This window comes from Candidatus Zixiibacteriota bacterium (assembly GCA_040752815.1).
Taxonomy (GTDB): domain Bacteria; phylum Zixibacteria; class MSB-5A5; order GN15; family FEB-12; genus JAGGTI01.
The window spans coordinates 40,761-63,450 of record JBFMGC010000014.1 but is presented as its reverse complement, the minus strand read 5'-3'; the positions used below and the strand labels follow the sequence as shown (position 1 = coordinate 63,450).

At 58.4% G+C, this 22,690-nt stretch carries 22 protein-coding genes; 3 read left to right on the top strand and 19 right to left on the bottom strand.

Features of this window, described 5'->3' with window-relative positions; all coding sequences use genetic code 11:
* Positions 1-126, top strand: a 126-nt coding sequence (locus tag AB1772_05670; protein MEW5795830.1) for an IS110 family transposase, incomplete at its 5' end; no start/stop codon positions are given.
* Between the two features lie 17 nt (positions 127-143).
* Here AB1772_05670 and AB1772_05665 read toward each other — a convergent pair.
* From AB1772_05665 to AB1772_05620, 10 genes are read right to left on the bottom strand one after another with little or no spacing between them, the layout of a single operon-like run.
* Positions 144-1,136, bottom strand: coding sequence for an RluA family pseudouridine synthase (locus AB1772_05665; protein MEW5795829.1), 993 nt, complete (start codon positions 1,134-1,136; stop codon positions 144-146).
* Positions 1,137-1,141: 5 nt separating this feature from the next.
* Complete coding sequence (locus AB1772_05660; GenBank protein ID MEW5795828.1) at positions 1,142-1,873, bottom strand: pyridoxine 5'-phosphate synthase; 732 nt, start codon at positions 1,871-1,873, stop codon at positions 1,142-1,144.
* 51 nt (positions 1,874-1,924) lie between these two features.
* Positions 1,925-2,725 carry a 16S rRNA (adenine(1518)-N(6)/adenine(1519)-N(6))-dimethyltransferase RsmA gene (gene rsmA / locus AB1772_05655; GenBank protein MEW5795827.1) on the bottom strand — a complete coding sequence of 267 codons (801 nt, stop codon included), beginning with the start codon at positions 2,723-2,725 and terminating at the stop codon, positions 1,925-1,927.
* Positions 2,726-2,727: 2 nt separating this feature from the next.
* Positions 2,728-3,504: a TatD family hydrolase gene (locus tag AB1772_05650; protein ID MEW5795826.1), complete on the bottom strand. Its 777-nt coding sequence runs from the start codon at positions 3,502-3,504 to the stop codon at positions 2,728-2,730.
* Positions 3,504-5,423, bottom strand: a complete 1,920-nt coding sequence (metG, locus tag AB1772_05645) for a methionine--tRNA ligase (protein ID MEW5795825.1) — start codon at positions 5,421-5,423, stop codon at positions 3,504-3,506. Before metG ends, AB1772_05650 begins: the two co-directional genes overlap by 1 nt.
* 23 nt (positions 5,424-5,446) lie before the next feature.
* Positions 5,447-6,355 (bottom strand): regulatory iron-sulfur-containing complex subunit RicT, encoded by a 909-nt coding sequence (ricT, locus tag AB1772_05640; GenBank protein ID MEW5795824.1) that lies wholly within the window; start codon positions 6,353-6,355, stop codon positions 5,447-5,449.
* 1 nt (position 6,356) lies between these two features.
* Positions 6,357-7,592, bottom strand: coding sequence for a hypothetical protein (locus AB1772_05635; GenBank protein MEW5795823.1), 1,236 nt, complete (start codon positions 7,590-7,592; stop codon positions 6,357-6,359).
* Positions 7,579-8,745, bottom strand: a complete 1,167-nt coding sequence (locus tag AB1772_05630; protein ID MEW5795822.1) for a peptidoglycan DD-metalloendopeptidase family protein — start codon at positions 8,743-8,745, stop codon at positions 7,579-7,581. The genes AB1772_05635 and AB1772_05630 overlap by 14 nt, the downstream gene beginning before the upstream one ends.
* Position 8,746: 1 nt before the next feature.
* Entirely contained in the window at positions 8,747-9,607 is an 861-nt protein-coding gene (locus AB1772_05625) for a permease-like cell division protein FtsX (protein MEW5795821.1), read from the bottom strand.
* Entirely contained in the window at positions 9,604-10,281 is a 678-nt protein-coding gene (locus AB1772_05620; protein MEW5795820.1) for an ATP-binding cassette domain-containing protein, read from the bottom strand. Before AB1772_05620 ends, AB1772_05625 begins: the two co-directional genes overlap by 4 nt.
* A gap of 520 nt (positions 10,282-10,801) precedes the next feature.
* Here AB1772_05620 and AB1772_05615 point away from each other — a divergent pair.
* Positions 10,802-11,161 carry a VOC family protein gene (locus AB1772_05615; protein ID MEW5795819.1) on the top strand — a complete coding sequence of 120 codons (360 nt, stop codon included), beginning with the start codon at positions 10,802-10,804 and terminating at the stop codon, positions 11,159-11,161.
* A 393-nt stretch (positions 11,162-11,554) separates the two neighbouring features.
* Here the strand turns inward: AB1772_05615 and rho are convergent, their stop codons facing one another.
* The 9 genes from rho to AB1772_05570 form a co-directional block, all read right to left on the bottom strand.
* The gene (rho, locus tag AB1772_05610) at positions 11,555-12,805 is read right to left on the bottom strand and encodes a transcription termination factor Rho (GenBank protein MEW5795818.1); all 1,251 of its coding nucleotides are present in this window, start codon (positions 12,803-12,805) and stop codon (positions 11,555-11,557) included.
* Between the two features lie 48 nt (positions 12,806-12,853).
* Positions 12,854-13,210: a ribosome silencing factor gene (gene rsfS / locus AB1772_05605; GenBank protein MEW5795817.1), complete on the bottom strand. Its 357-nt coding sequence runs from the start codon at positions 13,208-13,210 to the stop codon at positions 12,854-12,856.
* Positions 13,211-13,231: 21 nt separating this feature from the next.
* Entirely contained in the window at positions 13,232-13,750 is a 519-nt protein-coding gene (locus tag AB1772_05600) for a hypothetical protein (GenBank protein MEW5795816.1), read from the bottom strand.
* A 60-nt stretch (positions 13,751-13,810) separates the two neighbouring features.
* Positions 13,811-14,296 carry a hypothetical protein gene (locus AB1772_05595; protein ID MEW5795815.1) on the bottom strand — a complete coding sequence of 162 codons (486 nt, stop codon included), beginning with the start codon at positions 14,294-14,296 and terminating at the stop codon, positions 13,811-13,813.
* 205 nt (positions 14,297-14,501) lie between these two features.
* A complete protein-coding gene (locus tag AB1772_05590) occupies positions 14,502-15,242 on the bottom strand; it encodes an NTP transferase domain-containing protein (protein ID MEW5795814.1) in 741 nt (246 codons plus the stop codon).
* A 47-nt stretch (positions 15,243-15,289) separates the two neighbouring features.
* Complete coding sequence (gene panD / locus AB1772_05585; GenBank protein ID MEW5795813.1) at positions 15,290-15,643, bottom strand: aspartate 1-decarboxylase; 354 nt, start codon at positions 15,641-15,643, stop codon at positions 15,290-15,292.
* Positions 15,644-15,864: 221 nt separating this feature from the next.
* Positions 15,865-16,344 (bottom strand): NUDIX domain-containing protein, encoded by a 480-nt coding sequence (locus AB1772_05580; GenBank protein ID MEW5795812.1) that lies wholly within the window; start codon positions 16,342-16,344, stop codon positions 15,865-15,867.
* A gap of 276 nt (positions 16,345-16,620) precedes the next feature.
* On the bottom strand, positions 16,621-17,481 hold the full coding sequence (gene panC, locus AB1772_05575) for a pantoate--beta-alanine ligase (protein ID MEW5795811.1): 861 nt from the start codon (positions 17,479-17,481) through the stop codon (positions 16,621-16,623).
* A gap of 172 nt (positions 17,482-17,653) precedes the next feature.
* Positions 17,654-20,548, bottom strand: coding sequence for a S8 family serine peptidase (locus tag AB1772_05570; protein ID MEW5795810.1), 2,895 nt, complete (start codon positions 20,546-20,548; stop codon positions 17,654-17,656).
* A gap of 351 nt (positions 20,549-20,899) precedes the next feature.
* Here AB1772_05570 and AB1772_05565 point away from each other — a divergent pair, with 351 nt between their 5' ends.
* Positions 20,900-22,285, top strand: coding sequence for an MFS transporter (locus AB1772_05565; GenBank protein ID MEW5795809.1), 1,386 nt, complete (start codon positions 20,900-20,902; stop codon positions 22,283-22,285).
* The last annotated feature ends 405 nt before the right edge of the window (positions 22,286-22,690 follow it).

Here is a 22,690-nt window from a genome sequence, read left to right as displayed (position 1 = left end):
TACCAGCGCCTTCTGGCGTCCGGCAAATCAAAGATGACCGCTAACGTGGCCTGCATGCGCAAGCTCATCACCATCCTCAACGCCATGCTCGCCAAAAACCAATACTGGGAACCAAAATTGACTTGATCTCAACACAGTCGCTACTATTCTGCGCGCAGAACATCAATCACGCTCGTCAGATCCCCCGGCAGCTTCGCCTCAAACATCATCCTTTCCCCTGTCTTCGGGTGTGGGAATTCGATCTTAGCAGCGTGGAGCGCCTGGCGCGGCAGAGCCTCCAGAAGGCGACGCGCCAGCGGGCGCTCAGGGCCGAACATCGCGTTCACCCATTGCTCACGGCCGCCGTAATCAGGATCACCGAACACCGGGTGCCCCAGATGCGAAAAATGCACGCGAATCTGGTGAGTCCGCCCGGTATCGAGCGAAACTTCCAGCAGATCGTAGGAGCGGTACCGTTCGATCAGCCGCCACCGCGTGGTCGCCTCGCGCGGATCGTCACCCTCGACCGCCATAAGCGTGCGGTTTTTCGGGTCACGCCCGACCGGCAGGTCAATCTCCCCGGTGTCTCCCTTCATGTGGCCGCAGATTAGCGCCATGTAGGTGCGCTTGAGCTCACGTGCCTTGATCGCCTGCTGCAAGGCAAGATGAGTATCATCGTCCTTGGCGACCACGAGCAGGCCGGAAGTGTCGCGATCAAGCCGATGCACGATTCCCGGCCGGTGTTTCCCGGACTCATGTGAGAGCTTTTCGAAATGATAGACCAGCGCGTTAGCCAGCGTGCCGCTCCGGTTGCCAACACCCGGATGCGTCACCATGCCGGCCGGCTTGTTGACCACAATTAACCAATCATCCTCAAATACAATGTTTAGAGGAGAATTCTCGCCTTTGATACCCTCCACCGGCAGGGGCGGGATGGTCATTTCGATCAGTTCCCCACCGCTCAGAGAATGCTTGGCAACCACCTTGCGGCCATCGACTAATATCAACCCCTGGAAAATCAGCTTTTGAGCGCGTGAGCGGGTCAGCCCGATCTCCGGATGATCCCCAAGGTACTTGTCCAGACGAGCAGCGCCGATATCGGGCGGCACCTGGTGGGTGATCGTTTCGCCGGGTAATTCGTCCTCGTGGTCCGACACCGCGATTATCCCTCACGCACATCAGTGCGTATGGCGGCGAGCATCTCCGCCACCGCCGCTGTCATCCCCGCCAGCAACGCCTGCGAGATAATCGAGTGGCCCACGAAAAACTCGTCAAACAGGCCCAGTTCGTGCAGGGCCATCACGTTCTTGCTGTTGATACCGCGCCCGGCATAAACCGACAGGCCGGCTTTCGACGCGGCCTGGGCGGCGTTATCGATCCGGTCCAGTTCGCGCTGGGCTTCCTCGAGCGTCAGCGCCAGGGTGAAACTGCCGCAGTTGATAAGCACGGCATCGGCCCCCGCTTTGGCGGCCCCCTTGACAGTATCGGGCTCAGGCTCGACAAAGAAACAGACGCCTATCCCGGCGCCCTTGAAGCGGCCGGCCACATCGGAGAAATCCACAGGCGCGGAATGAAAATCGATCCCGGAAACCTGCAGATCAGGATCGGCGTGGTCGGCGACCAGAGTCACCATGGCCGGCTTGACTTCGAGCACGCGCGCGATAATCTCCTCAGTGGGAGGCACTTCGATAATCAGGCGCGTCTTGACCACTTCGCGCAGGATATACAGGTCGCGATCGCGGATATATTTCCGGTCGCGGCGAAGCGCGATAGCGATACCGTCGGCGCCGGCCAACTCGGCCATCACCGCGGCCTGGGCCGGGTCCGGTTCGCGCCGCTTGCGCACCTCACGGAGCGCCGCAACTTGATCGAGATTCACGCTCAAAAGAGCCATGGACTTAGTCCCCTATATTAACCACGTTTTCTGCGGCAACTCAGCCTGCCGTCACAGAAGCTTATGGCGTTCCAGCGCAGCCGTCAATGTCAAAAACTGAGCGATAGACAGCTCTTCAGCGCGAGTCATGGGCGACAAGCCAAGCTCGGTGAGCAATCCGCCGGCCACTTTGGTGTCCAGTGAGAATGTGGGTACCAGGTTGTTCAGAAGGGTCTTCCGGCGATGTTGAAACGACGCCCGCACTACGCGCTCGAACAAGCCGGTGACCGGGGCGGCCGGCTCCGGCAACGGAGTCAGCCTGACTACGGTCGACATCACATCGGGCCTCGGCTCAAAATGCTCGGCGGAGACATCGAATGCCCGTTCGACCGAAAAGGCTGATTGTGTCAGTATGCCGAGCGGTGACCAGTCTTTGCTTCCCGGCGACGCTGCAATTCGCGCTCCCAGTTCCCGCTGCACCATTAACACGACTGTCACCAGATATTCACGATAACGCAAACACCAGTCGAGCACCGGCGAGGTGATATTGTACGGGAGATTGCCGACCAGTTTGAATCGCCCCAGCTCACGGGCTGTCGGATTGAATTTTAGGAAGTCGTCGTTTAGTAATTGAACGTTGGCGTAATCAGACAACAGTGAAGAGAGATACCCGATCAGGTCACGATCAAATTCTACCGCCCACAGGGTGGCGCCCGCCCTGGCCAGCGGCAGGGCCAGCGCACCACGGCCGGGGCCGATTTCTACAATAATGTCATTCGGTGCCGGTGCAAGAAGCTCGATTACGCGGCCGATAACCTCCTCGCTCTTAAGAAAGTTCTGCCCCAGCCGTTTCTTGGCGTGGTACGCGGGCACCGCTAACCCCCGAAGGTCTCCGCGAGACGAAACAGCTTGCGACAGGCGCGGTCGGTTTGCTTCTCTACTTCCGCCGGAGGCATGCCTCGAAGCTGCGCGATCTTGTCGCGCACATACCGCACGTATGCGGGGCGATTGATCTTGCCGCGAAAAGGTATCGGTGCGAGATAGGGAGCATCGGTTTCGATAATCATCTTATCGAGCGGGATTTCCGCCGCCACACGTGACAGGCGCGATTGGTCGTAGGTCACCACGCCGCCGACTCCAATCACAAACCCCATTTCGATCACGCGATATGCCTCGTCGACGTCGCCCGGAAAACAATGGAACACCCCGCCTGGCAGCAGTTCAGCGTACTCGCCAACGATCAAACAGGTTTGATCAAATGCCTCGCGCGTGTGAATGACAACCGGTAGCTTCAACTCGACCGCCAATTGCATCTGCTGATGGAACGCCGTTTTCTGAACCGGCCGCGGAGAGAGATCGCGGTAGAAATCCAGCCCTATTTCTCCTATCGCCACCACTTTCGGTCTACCGGCCAGGCTCCTGACTTCCGCGAGTGCTTCGGGCGTGAGAGTCTTGGCATCATGGGGGTGTATGCCCACTGTTGCACGAATCATCTCGTAGCGTCCGGTCAGCTCGACCGCGCGCCGGGATGATTCCAAATCTGCGCCCACATTAATAATGGTATGCACACCGGCCTCGCGGGCCTCGCTGACAACTTCGTCGCGAATCCCGTCGAAATCGCGAAAATCGATGTGACAATGCGAGTCGATCATCAACTGACTTTGGCGCCGGGAGGAAGATCTCGATCGAGCGACACGAGCGACAACTGGCTCCCCTTCTTGGCGGCGAGCAGCATACCGCGCGATTCGATCCCGCGGATAGTAGTCGGCTTGAGATTGGCAACCACAACAATCTTCCGGCCTACCACCTGATCGGGCGAATAGAATTCGGCTATCCCGGCCACTATTTGCCGTTTCTCGGACCCGAGGCTTATCTGGAGCTTCAGCAGGCGATCGGCTCCCGCCACCCGTTCGGCCTGGATTATCTCCGCAACACGGAGCTCCAATCGTCCAAACACAGAGATGTCCACTAGGCCGTCCGATGATGCTGCCACTTCTGTTCTGGCCGGCTCGGCGGATTGGTCTGCGACTTCTACGCGCGGGAAGATCGCCTGTTCGATACTGACCGGTGAGCCCGGCTGCAGCTCGAAAAACTTCTGGGCGTTGTAAAGAGTCAAAGTAGAATCATCGAGTCCGAGGACCTTGCGCAACTCTCGCATCTTGCGGGGCATAATCGGATAGAGCGTGATCGAGACAATCCGCATGACTTCAAGGCAGGCATACAGGATGCCGCCCAGCTTTTCGGTTTGACCGTTCCGGGCGAGAATCCATGGGGTGGTATCGTTGAAGAACTTGTTGGCCTGGCGGACCAGCTTGATCGATTCGCCGATGGCATGGGTCAACTGGTACTGCTTGATATGCTCATAGGTGATTCCCGGCAGCGCCTCGGCCACAGCAACGAGATCGTCGAGACCGTCAAGCCCGCGCGCCGGCTTGGGAACACGGCCATCGAAATTGACCGCGACCATCTTCAGCACCCGCGACACAAGATTACCGAGATCGTTGGCCAGATCGGAATTATACTGCACTCCGAATCGTTTGGCCTGAATGTCGCCGTCGACACCGAACGGATACTGTGTCAGGAGCAGGTACCGCGTGCCGTCGGGGCCGAACTGCCTGACCATGTCATTCGGATCGATCTGGTTGCCGAGCGACTTGGACATCTTGTCACCGTCGACCGTGAAGAACCCATGCAAAAAGAGTATATCCGGCGGCTTGAGCCCGGCCGCCATGAGCATGGCGGGCCAGTAGAGGCAATGGAATTTGAGGATGTCCTTGGCCATCAGATGGACCACCTCACTGTTGGTCCACCACTTCGCGAAAGCCTTCGGGTCGTCCCCGTAGCCGATAGCCGTGATATAATTGGAGAGGGCGTCGATCCACACATACGCCACCTGCGTCGAATCAAACGGCAGCGAAATCCCCCACTCCACACGCTCGCGGGAAAGAGAAAAATCGGGCAGCTCCTGCCCGATCAGGCCGAGCACCTCGCGACGGCGCTCCTCAGGCAACACGAGCATCTTTCCCGATTCGATCAGTTCCTTTACTTTATCGATATAGGCGGTCAGGCGGAAAAAGTAGTTCTTCTCCCTGATCTTTTCCGGCGGCCTTTTGTGATCGGGACATAGCCCGTTGACAAGGTCTTTTTCCGTGATAAACTTCTCGCAGCCGGTGCAGTACAAACCCTCGTAATAATCGGAGTAAACCACCTCACGGCCGTCATCGGTGCGGGCGTTCAACATGACATCGAGAATCTTCCGCACGCCCTGGGCGTGGCGTTCGGAGGTGGTGCGGATGAAATAGTCGTTCTCGATATCGAGCGCTTTCCAGGTATCAATGAACTTGGTGACAATCGTGTCGCACAATTCCTGCGGCGACTTCCCGGCGGCGCGAGCGGCATCGGCGACCTTGCTGCCGTGTTCATCGGTGCCGGTCAGAAAGAAAGCCTCGCGTCCGGCCAGCCGGTGAAACCGGGCCAGCATGTCGGCGGCGATAGTCGTGTAAGCGTGTCCGATATGGGGAATGTCGTTCACATAGTATATGGGAGTGGTAACGTAGAACGGTTTTGCCACGGGATGACCTCGTTTCAGGAATGCTACTGATGATTGGACGACTCGTCGTCGAGCAGCTCCAGGCGGCGACGCTCTTCCTCATCCAGGGGGATTTCACCGGGCCGCATCGACGGTTCCCACCGGCCGCGGGTGTCGAGAATGTTCTTGATCTCGCGCGGGCAGGCGCGGCACGGAACGTCCTCGTCGTTTAGGAATACTGCCTCCTGGCGGAATACGTCGATTCTATTGATGCGGCCCGAACCCTTGTCGGTCAGCACGACCGCGCCCACTGGCGGAAACTTCTTCTTGACCGACGAATAAAACTCAGCCTCGTAGCGCAGGCAGCACAGCAGGCGGCCGCAGTTGCCGGAGATCTTGGCCGGATTGAGCGAGAGATCCTGGTCGCGCGCATGAGACGTAGACACCGGCGCAAACTCCTTAATGTGGCAGTTGCAGCACTGGCGGCGGCCGCAGATGCCCATCCCGTCGAGCCGACGGGCTTCGTCGCGCACACCGATCTGTCTGAGTTCGATTCGCGTGCGATAGCGCGAGGCCAGGTCACGCACCAGCGCGCGGAAATCCACGCGGTGATCGGCCGTGAAGTAGAACGTGATCTTACCCCCATCGAACAGGCACTCGACATCGACCACTTTCATGGCGAGACCGTGTTTTTTGATAATGCCCACGACCTCTTTTTGGAAGCGCTCCTCGTCGGCCTTGAGGCGGCGATAGTGGCTGAGGTCCTCCTCGCCCGCTTTGCGGAGGATTGATCGCGGAATCGACTTGGCATCGAATTGCATCTCGACAGTTATGCGTTTGGATAGGCGGCCCATATCTTCGCCCTGTTCCGCCTGTACGATCACGTAGTCGTTGATTTTCAGACTGTGGTGATAACTATTATAGAAGTACTCCCTCCGGGAGCCTTTGAATTCTACCTGAAACAGTTCTGCCATACTATATCCGTCGGGCCGCGGCCTTGCCGTCCGGCTGCAGGTCGACCTTAAGTTTAAGGGCCATAGCAAGTAACGCAGGCTGAATATGCACATTGAGCTGCAAGTCGGCAAGCGTATTCTTGGTCGTGACGATCATCCGCTGCACCGCAGAGGCATCGCCAAAGCGTACCGCCATTTCGCTGATCTCATGCGTATGATCAACATTGACGAGTTCCGCGTCGTCGCCCGTATGCGCCATCCAGGCGCAATCGCGCAGCAGGGATTGCCACGCCAGAACCAGTTCCTGCGCCTGCCCGCGATCTCGGAAATTCAGGCTTTCGCTCATCCTGCCCACCAGCTCCGATGCCGAGCCGTGTACGAGTGCCCGGAAAAGTATCCATGCGATCTCACGGGTGTCGCTACGCTCTTCGCCCTCGACCGGCAGGATACTGATCGCCCGGCCCAGCGAGCGCTCGGTCACTCTGGCAGCCCGGCGAGCCTCGGTCTCCGATACCTTGTACTTTTCCACAAGATAGCGCACGATCATCGGCTCCGGCAGCCGATCCAGCCTTATCTTCTGGGCGCGAGAAAGAATGGTGGGCAGAATCTTGTCGGGATTCAGGGCCGTCAGGATGATCACGGTATCCGTCGGCGGTTCCTCGATCAGCTTGAGCAGCGCATCAGCGGAGACCGGCCTCATCGTATCCATCTGGTAAAAGACGACCACGCGCACAATCCCGGCCGGGCCGCGCACCGAAAGTTGCCGCTTCACCTTGCGGGCCAGTTCAATCGGTATGCTGATGGAGCGCGCGCGATCCAACAGCGCGAACGGTTCTTCCCGCTTCGATTTCAGCACCAGGTTGGTCAGGCCAATAGTGTCTTCAGGGACTTCGTCATCATCATCAGCCCTCGCTTTCCCGCGTGCGACCCGCCCGGCCTCGTCGACCACGGTCCCCGAGTCAGCCTGCTCCTTGTGCGGCGGAAGCGGGACGATCAGATGTAGTCCCTCGAAATTGAGATCGTGTACGAGACGGCAGTTACGGCATTCGCCGCAGGGTCGGCGCGTATCGGGTCGGTCCGGCGTACCAAGGGGCGACTCGCAGTTCAGAAGCGCGGCGAACTCGATCGCCAGGCTCCAGGCGCCCACACCTTCGGGGCCGTGGAACAGATAGGTCGACGCCACCTTCCCGGCCGCATGGGCGCGGGCGAGTATTGTCCATGCCTTCGACTGCCCCTGAACAATATCAAAGCGACTCAATCTGAATCCACTTCACCGGGTCGAGCGGTTCACGTCCGTTACGCAGTTCAAACCTGACTACACCATCCTTGGCGGCGCGGCCGAGTCTCGTCCGCGACGCCACAAACTGGCCCTCGGACACCAATATCTCGCCGAGACCGGCATAGGTGCTGTAGAACTGGTGATCATGATTGATGATAACAAAATTCCCGTAACCGCGCAAATTACCCGAATACGCCACCGTGCCCGACGCCACACAATCAATATCGGCCCCGGGTCTCGCCCGTATGGAAACCCCGGGTGAGAACGATCGCAGGCGAGTAACCGGATCGACCTGTTCGCCGAAATTGACCACGATCTTCCCTCGGCACGGCGCGAGCAGCTTCCCCTGCAGGGCGGCGAACGCCGACGGTCCCTTATCGGCCTGTGGGGTCGGTCGGCTCAGGCGGGCTTTTTCGAGTCGCTCCAGAATATTCTGCATCTCCTCGGCCGCCTGGCGAAGGCTGATCACCCGGTCGGCCTCGGCCATGCTCTTGCGGCGCAATTGGTCGAGACTCTTCTCCTGGCGCTGCTTCTGGGACTCGCCCAGGGCGCGGCTGGTCTCGCGCTCTTTTTTCAGAGTCGAGATCTGTTTTTGGCGATCGCTCATATCACCAAGCTGAACCGCCGACTGGTCCACCATCGCAGACGCATCTCTGACCGTACCGGATTCGAAATCCGCCAGCGCCGTCAGATAGACGATCTTGCGGTTGTACTCCAGTTCTTCGTTGGGATCAGCAGTGAACGCTTTCATCGGCTTCCTCGCCAGGGCGTAGAATTGGCGAATGTTGCCGAGATACCGCCGCTGACGGCGATCATACTGCTCACGGTAGGCGTTCAGGAGGGAATCGCCCCGCTTGATATCGGCCTGCAACTGGCTTAGCTGTTTGTTCAGGCGACGAAGGACCTGGCGGTCCGACGCGATGCGCTCATCGTACTTGCCGATCGCCTTCAGCACCTTGCCTTGCTCGGCTTCAAGCGAGTCAAGGCGACGCTGTCCGGCGTCGACATCCTTCTGGATTTTTTCCAGTTCTACTTTCTGCCGGAGGATGTCGGCGGATTCGTCATCAGCTCGGACGACTCCCGACAGAACGAAGACAACCGTCGCGATTGCACCGCACATTCGCACCGTCATACTAATCTCTCAGCATCTTGCGCAGTCCGAGCAGCCCGCTTACAGCGCCAAGCAGAGCCGCGCCTGCACAGAACAATGCTATCTCATTTGTCGACGGAAAGACGATATCGATTTGGGCCAGACCGATCCGCGTGCGGCCATAAAAGATCAGCGCCCAGCCCAGGAGCGCGGCGACACCACTTATCAGGAAGCTTTCAATCAGAAATGGCAGAGAAAGAAAGACGCGCCCGGCTCCCAAGAGCAGCATCTGGCGGAACCCGACCGCCTGGGCACGGGTCATCAGACGAATGTTGTTGGCCGAGCTGACAAGCGCTCCTGCGAATATCAGCACTCCGAGCACCAGGCCGATTTGGAATATGACCTCCTTGGCCCGCTCGGCCTTGTCCAGCCATTCGCGGCTGTAGTGTATTTCGCTCAGCCCGGCAATCGTTCTCAAACCTTGTTCCAACTTCGCCATGGCGGCGCCGTTGCGGAAATCATCCTGTACGGTCAACATATACGAGCGCGGCAGCGGGTTGGTTTGTTCGTATCCCACGAGAAGATCGGTGCCCACCATGTCGGCCAGGCGCTGCCGGGCCAGGTCGCGGGAGATGAGTTCGCAATTGATTACACCGTCGATCTGCATCACCCAATCGGCTATGCCGGTAAGGGTCGAATCCGACACCGCCTCGTCAACGAACACCTCCACGCGAAGTTCGGAGAGAAGATCACGATAGAAGCGATCGGCAGTTCCGGCGGCGATCCAGAAGAAATCAAAAAGAAGAAACAGCAGGGTAAGTGATAACAGCGAGGCCGCCGCAGTCCCGGCATTGTGACGCAGGTTGCGGCCCACGCGCATGGCCGTGTGCGCCGCCCGGCTCATTCCAGGACCCCGTTGCGAAGAAAGTAAGTCCGGCTGTGTGGAATCTCTCCCGGCGGGGGCTGCGACGCGAGTATGAGCATCGAGCTGCCCGACAGCGCCACTTTCACGAGCGATTCGATCACCCGCTGGTAACTGGTCGAATCGAGACCGGCCGACGGTTCATCGACCAGTATGAGCGGCTGATCGGCAATCGCGGCGCGGGCGAACTGGACCAGCATGGTCTCCACGCGTGTCAAATGCCGCGGGTACTTGGCGGCCAGTTTCAGCAGGGAGAACTCGGAGAGCATACGAAACAGCCGCTCCTGCTGGGCGCGCTTGTGCTCGCCGTTGAGAACCAGCGGCAGGGTGATATTCTCCGCTACCGTCAATGTCGGCACAAGGCCGAACGGCCCGCCCACCCCGCCGATCTGTCGGCGGACCTGGCGGACAATCCGGCGTCGCAGCGGAAACAGTGACTGGCCGAACATGAGCACCTGCCCCTGCTCCGGTGTGCGAAGGCCGAGCATCATCTCGACCAGTGTGGTTTTACCGGAGCCCGACGCGCCGGCGATCACCGCGGAGCAGCCGGATTCGAGCTTGAGATTCAAGCCGCGAAAGAGAAAGCCGCCGCGTTCAACGCGCTGGTGGATATTTGTAAGCTCAACGACCGGCTCTTTCATGATAATTGTACCCATCGGCTGATATGCAGACCGAGTTCATGTCATCCGTAACTGATTATGATGCTGCGGGATTGGATGAGCAACAAGATAAAAGCTCCGATGCGCAGCTGGTGCTGGTGCCCCAGCGTAACCGTGGGCGGCAGAGCTCCCGCTTGGTGGCTCACCCGCTTGCGGGTGGGTCTTTAGTGCTCCGTGCACAACGATACATTAAGTGCAACGTTCATCTCATGGCGGGTATGAAGCAAACCAGCCTTACGAGACTCGGCTGGAGCGTGGGCGGCTGGCCTCCTGGTCTGCCCCTCTCTGGTTGCGCTCCTGTATATCGGTCAGTGCTGTAGGTCGGGTTCCGAGCATGGACCATTTGAGCGAGAAACCCGACACCTCATCGTGTGCGGGAGGTTCCGGTCTGGTGCCCCAGCGCTTGCGCTGGAATTGGATTCAGCATCCTTACAAGACCACGAGACCAAAATCGTTGCCCTCCTCGATCCAAACACCGCATCTTTGGCTTGGGCTGACACAACCTGAAGGAGACCCGATGATCAAAGGCGTACATACGATGTTCTTTACGTCGCAGCCGGAGGAGCTGCGGGCGTTCATTCGTGACAAACTCCGGTTCTCTTACACCGATGTCGGCGACGGCTGGCTGACATTCAACTTGCCCGAGGCCGACATGGGTTGCCACCCGGACGACCCGGCCAACGGGCAGCCGTCGGGACAACCGTATATCTCGTTCTACTGTGACGACATCAACGCAACAGTTGCGGAGCTGAAATCTCGCGGCGTGCAGTTCGTGGACGACATTGAAGATCACGGTTACGGTTTCGTCACCCACCTCATGATGCCCGGCGACATCAAAGTGGAGCTATACCAACCGAAGTACACGAAGAAGCGGTAGGACAGAACCCCTCGGCCGCTTCGGCCGAGGTAGTTCTGCCACTACGAACTTGGCGCTCTCAGACTGTAGGTCGGGTTCGCCGCATTATCCAATGGAGCGGCAAACCCGACATCTTTTCTTGATCCGAGCTGCTCGTCCACAACGTCCTGTTAGCCCCGAGATCATCTCATAGCGGGCATGAAGCAAACCCGCCCGACAATCCTCTAAAAGAAAAACGTACCCGCAGCAAGCTGTGGGCTACCTGTTGTATGAGGATAGCGTTGTAGGTCGGGTTCCGAGCATTGACCACTTGAGCGAGAAACCCGACATCTGCTCTCGATCCGAGGTGCTCGTCCACAACGTCCTGTTAGTCCCGAAATCGTCCCATAGCGGGTATGAAGCCAACCCGCCCGACTAATCCTTCATCGAGGCCAGGAATTTGCGGTTGCTCTCGGTTTTTTGGATGCGGCCCAGGAGGAACTCCATCGACTCGATCGGATTCATCTCCGCCAGGAACCGCCGCAGGATATACAGCTTGGACAGCACATCCTCTTCCAGCAGCAGATTCTCCTTGCGAGTCTCGGACCGGTTGATGTCCATCGCCGGGTAAATGCGCCGTTCCGCCAGGCGACGGTCCAGCACCATCTCCATGTTGCCGGTGCCCTTGAACTCCTCGAAAATGACCTCGTCCATGCGCGAGCCGGTCTCGATCAGCGCCGTGCCGATAATCGTGAGCGAGCCGCCTTCTTCGATATTGCGCGCCGCGCCAAAAAACCGTTTCGGCATGTGCAGGGCGTTGGAATCGACACCGCCGGAAAGAATCTTGCCTGAGTGCGGCACCACCGCGTTATGGGCGCGGGCCAGGCGGGTAATGGAATCGAGCAGGATAACCACGTGCTGCTTGTGCTCGACCAGGCGCTTGGCTTTCTCCAAAACCATCTTGGCAACCTGCACGTGGCGCTCGGCGGGTTCGTCGAAAGTAGAGGATATCACCTCGCCCTTGACCGAGCGGCGCATGTCGGTGACCTCTTCGGGGCGCTCGTCGATAAGAAGCACGATCAACTTGACTTCGGTATGATTGGCAGTGATCGCCTGCGCGATCTTCTGCAGGATGATCGTCTTGCCGGCTTTAGGCGGCGACGTAATCAGCGCACGCTGGCCCCGGCCGATCGGGCACATAAGATCGATGATGCGAGTGGTGACTTCCTGCTGGCCCACCTCGAGCTTGAACGCCTTGTCCGGATAGAGCGGGGTCAGGTTATCGAACAGCGTCTTGTGCTTGGCAACATCCGGATCGTCGTAGTTGACCGCCTCGATCTTGAGCAGCGCGAAATACCGCTCGTTATCCTTGGGCGGACGCACCTGGCCGGAGATGGTATCGCCGGTGCGGAGGTCGAAGCGCTTGATCTGCGACGGTGACACGTAGATATCATCCGGGCCGGGCAGGTAGCAGTAGTCCGGCGAGCGGAGGAAACCGTACCCCTCCTCCATGGTCTCCAGAACACCCTCGGCGAAAATCATGCCCTCGCTGCCGGTGGACTGAGCCTCCATGATCTTGTAGATCAGCTCGGACTTGCGCAAGCCGGACACCCCGGGGATATCCAGCGCCTCGGCCGCCGCGAGAAGCTCGGCGATCGTCTTCTTCTTCAGCTCGGCCAGTTCCATTGCGGAGTTTTTGTTATCAGTTTTTGTTTCCAAACAGGTTACCTTTCCTCAGTCGTCCGAGAGTTCTTCGACCGGGGCATCGCCCCACAGTCTCTCCAGAGCATAGAAGCGCCGGGTTGGTTCATAGAAAACATGCACAACTACATCGATATAGTCAAGCAATACCCAATTGCCCTCGCGCTGACCCTCGCGGTAAGTTGGCTTTTGGCCCAGGTCAGCCAGGCCGTCGTAAATCTCTTCCGCGATCGCCCGTACATGGATATCGGCCTCGCCCGAAGCGATAACAAAGTAGTCACAGACGGATGACAAGTCCTTGAGCTTGAGTATTCTGACATCGAAACCTTTTTTTTCGAGAGCGAGCCGACCGGCCGCACGGGCGAGAGCAAGCGGGGAAAGTTTTCTCAAATTGCGATCTGAATCTCCTGTTTATTTCGACGCCACCACGGCAGGGCGGATGCCGTCGGCGCCGACTACCAGCGTGGCGGTGATTACCTCACGATTGTTCTCCAGGGGTTTATACTCGACCTCACCGGGCTCCATTCCGAGCCGCTCGGCTAAGATGCGACAGGCCGCCAAGTCGTCAACGCGCGAAAGCAGGAACGACTTCGAAATCTGACGGGTATCGAACCGCTTCGTTTCTACAATGGAGACTTCGATTTCTAAATCGGAAACAGCCTCAATTTGTTCCGCCAATTGCTTAATTCCTCCCAGCTTTCCGGATGCATCGACGATTTGCAGACGCACCTGATGGTGCGGGGTCGGTTTTTCCAGCGAGTAGCCGCCGGCAACCGGATAGGCTCTCACGCCGAGGTACACTACTACCGCAACGCATCCCAGCAATAACGCTACGTCCAGAATCCGAGACAGTCGGCGGTACCGAGGAGTTGCCTGCGGAATGCTGTCCGGCGATGGCGCCGCCGGATGCGAGCGCTTGCGGTTAAACATTGGGTTGTCGGGGGAAGCTTGGGTCTGAGAAAACTCGAAGAGAACGGGCCATCAGGTTTTTCACTCAATTAGAAAGGGACTCCACCGGCCGCCGTATGGCCGCCCGTAGTAGGGATCATAGTAGCCGATTCCGCGCTGTACGCTAAGAGACATCAGCACCTTATCCGACGGACGATAATCGAGCCGGAAGCCGGGCAGGAAGCTGGCCTCAGATTCGGCCCGACCCCACAGGGAGCCGGGGTTATGCAGAACACCTAAGTTTATTGCCAAGTGCAATTTAGAAGAGATTACATAATCCATTGTGGTGCTCCACAGGCCCACCGATCCCGATGAACCACCGCCGCTGAAAAACGCTACAGAGTAGCTGTTTGACCACTTGATGCGCGAGAGGTCGATCAGAGAAAACGGCGTGCCGGCCGGATTCAGACCGAATCCGGTTGCGGCGTTGGCCTGGGAGTCCTTGAGCGACGCAACATCGGCCTGCTGCGCAGCCGGCGCGCCGGTTAGAGCGAGTGTCAAGAGGGCTGTGGCGACTATCCGTTTCATGGCGTTATCTCCAATCCCAGCATTATATTAGCGCGGCCCGACGCATACGTCAATCAAAAAAAGTGGAACCGTTTTCCGGTTGGCGTAGGGCAGGTGCCCGCCAGTGACGGGCTTCCTGCCGCTATCGACAGGTCCACGGGGACCTGCCCTACGCTAGTTATAACGCTCCACCGGTCGGCCGGTTGGCAAAAAACGTCTGTTTCTTTCAGTCACCGGCGAATTTTTCTGCTAACTCGCGCAACTGCTCGACCGAGTTCACCCCGCGGACTTCATCCGGGTCGGGCGCCTGCACGACCGCGACCGGATAACCCTTTTGATTGAGTATCCGCACAGCGTCAGTCAGATAGTACTCCTGCTGGACGTTCGCGCAGTCGATCTGCTCGATCGCCTCAAACAGCAGCCGGTTGTCAAAACAGAATGTGCCGGTGTTTATCTCTCTGATTTTCAGGACATCAGGAGTGGCGTCCTTGTGCTCGATTATTTCCTCGATCAGATCGGTACCGTGTTTGCGCACGATACGACCGTACCCGGTCGGATCGTCAAAGACAGCCGATAAACAGGTCGCCGCCGCCCCCGATTTCTCATGGATCCCGAAAAGCCGGTCGATTGAGGATCGCGACAGAAACGGCACATCGCCGGCCGCCACCAGAGTGGTACCGTCGAATCTGGCCAGCTTGTCCTTTGCCATGCTGACGGCGTGGGCCGTGCCAAGCTGGCGCTCCTGAAGAACAAACGTCACCGGATAATCCGCCAAGGCCTCGCGCACCAAGTCCGCCTTATGCCCGATAACCAAAACCAGGTGATCAAAGCCGACAGGGATGAGCGTGTCCAACAGCAGCCGAATCATCGGCTGACCGTTGATCTCGTGCAGCACTTTGGGCAGGTCGGATTTCATCCGCTTTCCCTTGCCTGCCGCGAGGACAATTGCAGATTTCTTGCGTGTCAAACTTTCCTACCCGATGTAAGCTGAAGTTCGGCGCCGGGCGCCGACGTTTACTTCCTGGTCGGCCTGTTATTCTGATCGACATGGACCACGGCCGGCTTGAATGTGGCCGCCTCTTTCTTGTCGATCAAGGCCCAGGCGATAATGATGATCAGGTCCCCCGGCTGCCCCTTGCGCGCGGCGGCCCCATTGAGCGTAATCGTGCCGCTCCCCGGCTCACCGCGGATGACATAGGTGTCGAACCGCTCGCCGTTGTTCACGTTGACAATCGAAATCCGTTCGAACTCAACCAGATCGGCCAGCTTCATCAGGTTCTCGTCGATAGTCAACGACCCGACATAGTTGAGATTGGCCTCGGTGATCGTGGCGCGGTGGATTTTGGATTTGCAGACGGTGATCAGCATTTGTATCTGCCTGCTCGGTTGCAGCTCAGGCGGCGGGCCTCGCCTCTCGGCAGATGTGGGCATCTGCCGGGCACAGCATCGCCGGTACAGTCATCTTTGGCCGGTCTGAGCAGACTAAGCGGCCCGAATATATATCTAAATGGCGCACTTATGCAACCTGAGTCTTCAGCATGCTTCTAACAGGCTGTAAACCAATTGGTTCCGTCGTTCCGGCCGGTTCCTTACGGGTGGATTTCGACCCAGTTTTTGGCCGGAAAGATTTCGAGCTCGTCGGCGATATCGTCAACCGCCTTAACGAGGTTCTTCCAGCTCACCCGGTGCTTGGCCGACCGTGAGGTGAGCCACTGGGCCTGCTGATGTTCGTCGGACAAAGTCACCTGCGCATCGGGCGGCACGACCACGACAATTAGCGGCAGAATCCAGACTTTGTCGTTTTCCGGCTCGAAAAACTGCACCAGATACTCGGTGGCGAATATGCGGATATTGGTCAGGCCGAGGCCGTGTTTAATCTCGCGCGCCACTGCCTGGGCGACTGACTCGTCGGTGCGTTTTTCACCGGTGAGAAAACCCCAGTAGCCGGCGTAGGTTTCCGACTCGGCCCGTTGAAAGACCAGGTATTTCCAACCGTCGGCATCCTGTTTGACGATCGCGGCGTTGAACCCTTTGGGCACGATTCCGATATCTCGACGCGGCTTAGGCATGGTGAAAGATGTCTCCTTTCGCGTGGCGGGAAGGTAGTGGTTTTGGAGGGAGGGTCAAGGGGAAAGATGGGATGCGGGCGGGGAACACGAATGAGAATTCGTAGCGCAGAATCCTCCGGCCGCTTCGGCCGGAGTGATTCTGCGATATCACTCACGCCATTCGAGCGTAAAGGACATCCTCGTCCACCGCGCTCTATTGCCTCGCAGCCAGATGGCAGAATCACCCCGCAGAAGCCGCGGGGGATTCTGCCCTACGAATTTATCGGCATCCCAATCCTACCCCACCCTCATATTATCAATCAAACTCACCCCGTGCACTTTGACCGATAATGAGCAAACCGTGTTGCGCATGACCGTGTCCACAGCCTTCAGCGTATCAAAGTCCGTAAACGCAATATAATGTATCTCCGCGCTGGGACAGGTGGCGCGAATGACAGCGCGCATCTCTTTCGTGATCTTCTTGACGTCGACGATGCCCGACCTGACCATCGATCTCGCCGACATCAGCGCATAATACAAACAGACCGCCTCCCAGCGCTGGCGCTCATTGAAATAACGATTTCGCGATGACATCGCCAGGCCGTCGGGTTCGCGCACGGTCGGTGCAATGATATACTTGACCGGGTAGCCCAAATCGCGGGTCATCTGGCGAAGCACTACCGCCTGTTGGTAGTCCTTCATGCCAAATACGGCGACATCGGGACGGCAGATGTTGAATAGCTTGGCGACCACCGTAGCCACACCGCGAAAGTGCCCTGGACGCCGCTTGCCTTCGAGCGCCTGGGAGAGCTTGTCGACATTCAGCCATGTTTGAAAGCCGTCCGGGTAGATCTCCCCTGCCTTCGGCACGAACACTATACCCGAACGCCCGCTCTTCCCCAGGGTGGCTTTGATTTTCTGAACATCGGACTTCTCATCGCGCGGGTACTTGGCGAGATCTTCGTGCGGGGCAAACTGGGCGGGGTTGACGAAGATAGTCGTGATCACGACATCGGCTTCTTTCATCGCGCGGCGCACCAGCGCCAGATGGCCCTCGTGCAGCGCCCCCATGGTCGGGACAACGGCAATTTTCTTTCCCCGCGCCGCGAGTTGCCGCGAGACCGTTTGCATCTTCCTGACTGAGCGGATGACTTGCATAGCGGAAATATAATTGGTGGATCAGTGAAACGGGACTCAAATGTAATCCGTTGCGGGAGATCCTGTCCGCCGCCAGTCCGCCGACGAGCGCCCGCTTCACCACGCCAAAGGGGCGGGCCGTTTCCGACCCGCCCCTTCTTGCAAAGAAAGGAGGGCGATACCGCTTTCGCGGTTACTTGAGCAGAAGCATCTTCTTCGCCATCGTCTGTGTGTCAGTCGTCAGACGATAGAAGTACACTCCCGAGGCCACCGGTTTGCCGGCCTCATCGGTCGAATTCCACTCCACTTCGTAATGCCCGGGGCTCTGCGCCTGGTCCACAAGCGTACGCACACGCTGCCCGATGACATTATAAACTTCCAGTGTCACATGCACAGGGACCGACAGCGAATAGCCGATAGTCGTGGCCGGGTTAAACGGGTTAGGATAATTCTGATCCAGCGTGAAGTCGGCCGGCATCATACCGTCTTGACTCCGAGCCACTGTTTCGGCGGCGATTTCGTCAGTAAAGGCAGCAGCTCCGGCCGACGCGCCCACACAGAAGTTATCGAAATCAGATACCGACTTGGTAAACCCGCAGCCCACCGCTCCGGCGAGCGCCGAGGCGAATTTGTAGGTGCCTACAGTGACCCCGTCGACTTTCAGAGTGGTCGTGCCGTCGGCGGCCTCAATCACCTGCACATGATACCATACACCAGTAGTGATCGTGCGCGCCCAGGAGGCCACCTGCGTGTTGGAACCGCCGGCACGATTGTAAATCTTCCAGGTGTTGCCGACATCATCACCCTGTACGAACCGGTAATTGCTGGCGTCCCGGTAAGCGAAGATGATCCGCGCATTCCTCTGGGAGCGGCCCGAGTTCATGCGCACGTCGCAGTCAATAGTCGCCGTGGTAAACGAGCCGAAGGGCGACGTGATCCGCGCATTCGTGGTGTTCGAATTGCCGCGCATGTATCCACCCGTCGCGGTCCACGTCCCGAGAGCATTGACCCAGCCGGTGAGGTTGCCGTCGTTGAAATCGTCACACTGCTGCGCGGGTGGTGTGGACACGGTGATATAGCCGACTTTGGTTTCGCCGTCCGATCCGCACGCATTGCTCGCCGTCAGCGTTACGGTGTACGTCCCCGCTGAGGCATAGACATGAGAAGGGTTCTGTGCGGTCGACGTTCCCAAATCGCCGAAATCCCAGCTCCATGATGTTGCGCCGCCGGTCGACAGATCGGTGAAGTTGACGGTCAGCGGCGCATACCCGCTCGTCGGTGATCCCGAGAAATTGGCCACCGGCGTCGTCGATACCGTTATGTATGCGGTCTTGGTCTCGCCGTCAGAGCATCCCTGGCTGCTGCTCGTGGCAGTCAGCGTGACCGTATAGGTCCCGGCTGTGGTATAGGTGTAGCTCGGATTCTGTGCTGTGGATGTGCCCCCGTCACCGAATGTCCAGGCCCAGGAATCGATCCCGGTTCCAGTGGACAGATCAGTAAAGTTGACTACCAGCGGCGCGCAGCCGCTGGTCGGGGTTGCCGAGAAATTGGCGATCACGTCACACACTGGACCGTCATTCACGGCGTTAAACGCGTTGACACGCCCCGCACCAAGCTTTCCGGCATAGCTGCTGTTGCACCCCAGGCCGTAGATGTTGTCAGCGGTGGCATACAGGCGATCGCGCACCTGCGCGGCTGTCCAATCGGGGTGCCGCGACCATATCAGCCCGGCCACACTCGCCGAAATCGGCGTGGCCATCGAGGTACCGTCCATCATCGCTACATAATCGCTCGCCGGGTCGGAATGATCGTGATACAGGCTCATAATACCGGTACCGGGAGCGGAAATATCCACCCACGTACCGTAGGTCGAGAAGTCCGCCTTGCAGTCCAGGCTGTCGGTGGCGGCGACATTGATGACATCGGTGCGGCCGCCCAGATAGTCGGCCGTCTGCGAGCCGTCGTTCCCCGCCGCATGGAAAACCAGACCACCGCTGTTGATGAAGTAGGTTACCGCGGCGTCGATACCGCCGGAGTTCGATGAACCCCAACTACAGGAGGCAATCCGGGCACCGTTGTTGGCGGCGTAATAGAATGCCGAGGCGGCAAAATCCATCCGGACATACCCGACTTCCCAGATAATGTAAGTACCCGACCAGCCGATACGGCAAGCCATGGTCTTGACCCCGTTTCCGGTCGGTTGGAGCGTGCCGTTGCCCCAGCCTCCGCTGACGGCCGCCGTGGCGTATCCATTGTTCGTAATCGCGGACACATTGCCCGCACAGTGCGTGCCGTGGCCGTTGAAATCGCGCGGGTCGTTGTCAGCGGTGTTGCAGTCCTCGCCCGACCAGCACGGCGTGGCGCCGTCTACCCAGTCGTAGCCGACCCAGTCATCAACGTACCCGTTGCCGTCATCGTCGACACCGGCCGCACCGTTCTTCTCGGTCCAGTTGATCCACATGTTTCCGTCGGCGGCGGTCGGATTGGTCGACGAGGCATTCGACCCACCCAGGTCTTTATGATAGTACCGCACGCCCGTGTCTAAAATGGCGACAATGATCGCGGGGTCGCCGGTCTCCAGATCCCACGCCTCCGGGGCATCGACATCGTGATCGTTAGCCTGTGTCAGGTGCCATTGATCGCCGTAGAATCCGTCGTTAGGCGTGGCGTACACGGTGTGAATGCCGATCGGCTCGACATGGTCGATCAGCGGGTGTTGGCGGTACGCCGCCATAGCGTCATCGAGAGTCCCCGACTCGAATTTGACCTTGTAGTACCGGGCGAGATTGCGCGTCAGCGAGACCAGTGCCTCGTTGCTGCCGGGGAACTGCTTGGTGAAATTGGAAACGGCAAAGCGGTGTGACAGTGCGTCGAGATCGGACATGCCGGTTTCGATCACACCGTTGGCTGCCGGCCGGGTATTGAGCTTGCCTATGTCCGACCGAAGCACGACTATGAACTCATCCGGGACATAGCCGACAAACGAAGGTACATTCGCGGGGCGATTCACCTTCGCCACATCCTGCGCGAAAACCGAACCGGCCACAAGCAGCAGGCCGCATGCCGCCAAAAGGGCGAAGTGCTTCATAGATTCTCCTTTGACCGTAGAAAGAGGTTAGTTACTCGTATGGAACGCTAAAAACTCTCATGATCAGTCGTATTAAATTAACGCACCACCTCCTTGGGAACGACCGAGCTGTCGCACCTGAATGTTCTCTATCGCCAGAGAAGCATAATCCGGAGGGGTGTCAAATCTACTTGGCTTATTGGATTTCGTCTTCAGGTTAAAAAATACCCCACTTGGTCAAATCGAGGCAACAACTTTTTTTGGCCCGTCAAAAAGCGCCCGTGCGGGCCCGGCGGCTGCGTAACCGGGACTAATGTCACATTTGTATGGTGCGGGGAACCGCCCGGTGCTATCATTCCCGCTAATTGACCCATGCAACCCGATGAGATCCGATCCTCCAAGCGGGCGGCGCTGATTGTCGCCACCCTGAGTTCCTTTCTTGGCCCGTTCATGGGTTCGTCGGTCAATGTAGCCCTCCCCACTATCGGCCAGAACCTGGCCATGGGAGCGGTCACGCTCGGCTGGGTCAACACCGCCTTCCTACTCTCTGCTGCCGCCTTTGTGATTCCTTTCGGGCGCCTGGGCGATATCTACGGCCGTAAACGCATTTATGTCTACGGAGTAACCCTTTTTACGCTGTCGTCCGGACTGGTGGCGATCTCCCAGTCGGCGGGCTGGCTGATATTCTCGCGCGTGATGCAGGGGATTGGCTCCTCGATGATCTTTGCCACCGGAATGCCCATTCTGATCTCGGTCTTCCCCGTGGGCGAACGCGGGAAGGCGCTGGGGATTGCCGTTTCGGCGGTATATCTTGGTCTTTCGGTCGGGCCGTTCATGGGCGGTGTGATTACCCAGCACCTGGGCTGGCGGTTTATCTTCTGGATGAATCTCCCGATCGGTGTTTTTCTGGCCACTGTGATTCTGTACATGCTGAAGGGCGACTGGGCGGAGGCCAAAGGCTCGAAATTCGATCTGGCCGGATCGCTCGTTTTGGCCCTGTCGCTCCTACTGGCCATGTACGGCTTCTCCAAGCTGCCGGACACCCTGCCCGCAGTGATCGGTTCAACCGGGCTGATCGGCGTGATCGCCTTTGTAATTTACGAGCAGCAGATCGACCATCCGCTTATTGATATCGGCCTGTTTCGCCACAACACGGTTTTTGCCTTCTCGAGCCTGGCCGCACTCATAAACTACTCTGCAACTTTCGCAGTCGGATTTCTGATGAGTCTGTACCTGCAAAACCTGAAAGGACTCACGCCGAAGGAGGCCGGGATTGTGCTCATGGCCCAGCCGATTGTCCAGACGATCTTTTCGCCACTGGCGGGTCGCCTGTCTGACAAGACTGAGCCCCGCACGGTAGCGTCGACCGGCATGGCGGTCTGCCTGCTTGGGCTGGTTTGCCTTGTGTTTCTCACGTCGGCCTCGTCGATCACCTACGTTGTTACTTGCCTGGTCATTCTCGGATTCGGCTTCGCCTTGTTTACCTCCCCTAACACCAATGCCATCATGAGCTCAGTCGAGCGGCGCTACCTCGGCGTGGTAGGGGCAATGGTCGCCATGGTGCGCCAGTTGGGGATGATGTTCTCTATGGGAATCCTCATGATGCTCATGGCCCTCTTTCTCGGCAAGGCTGCAATTGAGCCGGCCAACAAGGAGTTGTTCGTCACCTCCGCGAGAGTGACTTTCGCCGTGTTTGCAGTGCTCTGCCTGGGAGGCATATTCGCGTCGCTGGCGCGCGGCAAGCTTCGCGGGGACTAGCGCCACAAGAATCAATATCGTGAGCGGCGGACGTTATGAAGCAGGCACGTAGGTCGTGTTCCGAGCATTGACCATTCGTGCGAGAAACCCGACATCGCTCTCTTCGCGACCAATTCCAACCCACAGCAAGCCGTAGGCCACCGGACGCACGAACGTCTGCCGGGCAGGGTCGCCCGACAGCACGAAGTTTTGTGGTTTGATTGCAGGGAATGAAGAACCCACCCGTTGGGTGGGGTACCGATAGTTTCCCGATGTTGAAACCGCACCGCGCGCCTGCGGCGCACAGGCACAGTCACGTAGGTCGGGTTCCGAGCATTGACCATTTGAGCGAGAAACCCGACATCGCTCTCTTCGCGACCAATTCCAACCCACAGCAAGCTGTAGGCTACCGGATAACCTGTAACC

Excerpts from the sequence above, each read along its gene's own strand:
- panC (MEW5795811.1), bottom strand. The coding sequence starts at position 17,481 with ATGCAAGTCATCCGCTCAGTCAGGAAGATGCAAACGGTCTCGCGGCAA.
- AB1772_05600 (MEW5795816.1), bottom strand. The coding sequence starts at position 13,750 with ATGTTTAACCGCAAGCGCTCGCATCCGGCGGCGCCATCGCCGGACAGC.
- AB1772_05625 (MEW5795821.1), bottom strand. The coding sequence starts at position 9,607 with ATGAGCCGGGCGGCGCACACGGCCATGCGCGTGGGCCGCAACCTGCGT.
- AB1772_05570 (MEW5795810.1), bottom strand. The coding sequence starts at position 20,548 with ATGAAGCACTTCGCCCTTTTGGCGGCATGCGGCCTGCTGCTTGTGGCC.
- AB1772_05660 (MEW5795828.1), bottom strand. The coding sequence starts at position 1,873 with ATGGCTCTTTTGAGCGTGAATCTCGATCAAGTTGCGGCGCTCCGTGAG.
- ricT (MEW5795824.1), bottom strand. The coding sequence starts at position 6,355 with ATGGCAGAACTGTTTCAGGTAGAATTCAAAGGCTCCCGGAGGGAGTAC.
- AB1772_05615 (MEW5795819.1), top strand. The coding sequence starts at position 10,802 with ATGATCAAAGGCGTACATACGATGTTCTTTACGTCGCAGCCGGAGGAG.
- AB1772_05630 (MEW5795822.1), bottom strand. The coding sequence starts at position 8,745 with ATGACGGTGCGAATGTGCGGTGCAATCGCGACGGTTGTCTTCGTTCTG.
- panD (MEW5795813.1), bottom strand. The coding sequence starts at position 15,643 with ATGCTGATCACCGTCTGCAAATCCAAAATCCACCGCGCCACGATCACC.
- AB1772_05580 (MEW5795812.1), bottom strand. The coding sequence starts at position 16,344 with ATGCCTAAGCCGCGTCGAGATATCGGAATCGTGCCCAAAGGGTTCAAC.
- AB1772_05565 (MEW5795809.1), top strand. The coding sequence starts at position 20,900 with ATGCAACCCGATGAGATCCGATCCTCCAAGCGGGCGGCGCTGATTGTC.
- AB1772_05620 (MEW5795820.1), bottom strand. The coding sequence starts at position 10,281 with ATGGGTACAATTATCATGAAAGAGCCGGTCGTTGAGCTTACAAATATC.
- AB1772_05650 (MEW5795826.1), bottom strand. The coding sequence starts at position 3,504 with ATGATCGACTCGCATTGTCACATCGATTTTCGCGATTTCGACGGGATT.
- AB1772_05595 (MEW5795815.1), bottom strand. The coding sequence starts at position 14,296 with ATGAAACGGATAGTCGCCACAGCCCTCTTGACACTCGCTCTAACCGGC.
- rho (MEW5795818.1), bottom strand. The coding sequence starts at position 12,805 with ATGGAACTGGCCGAGCTGAAGAAGAAGACGATCGCCGAGCTTCTCGCG.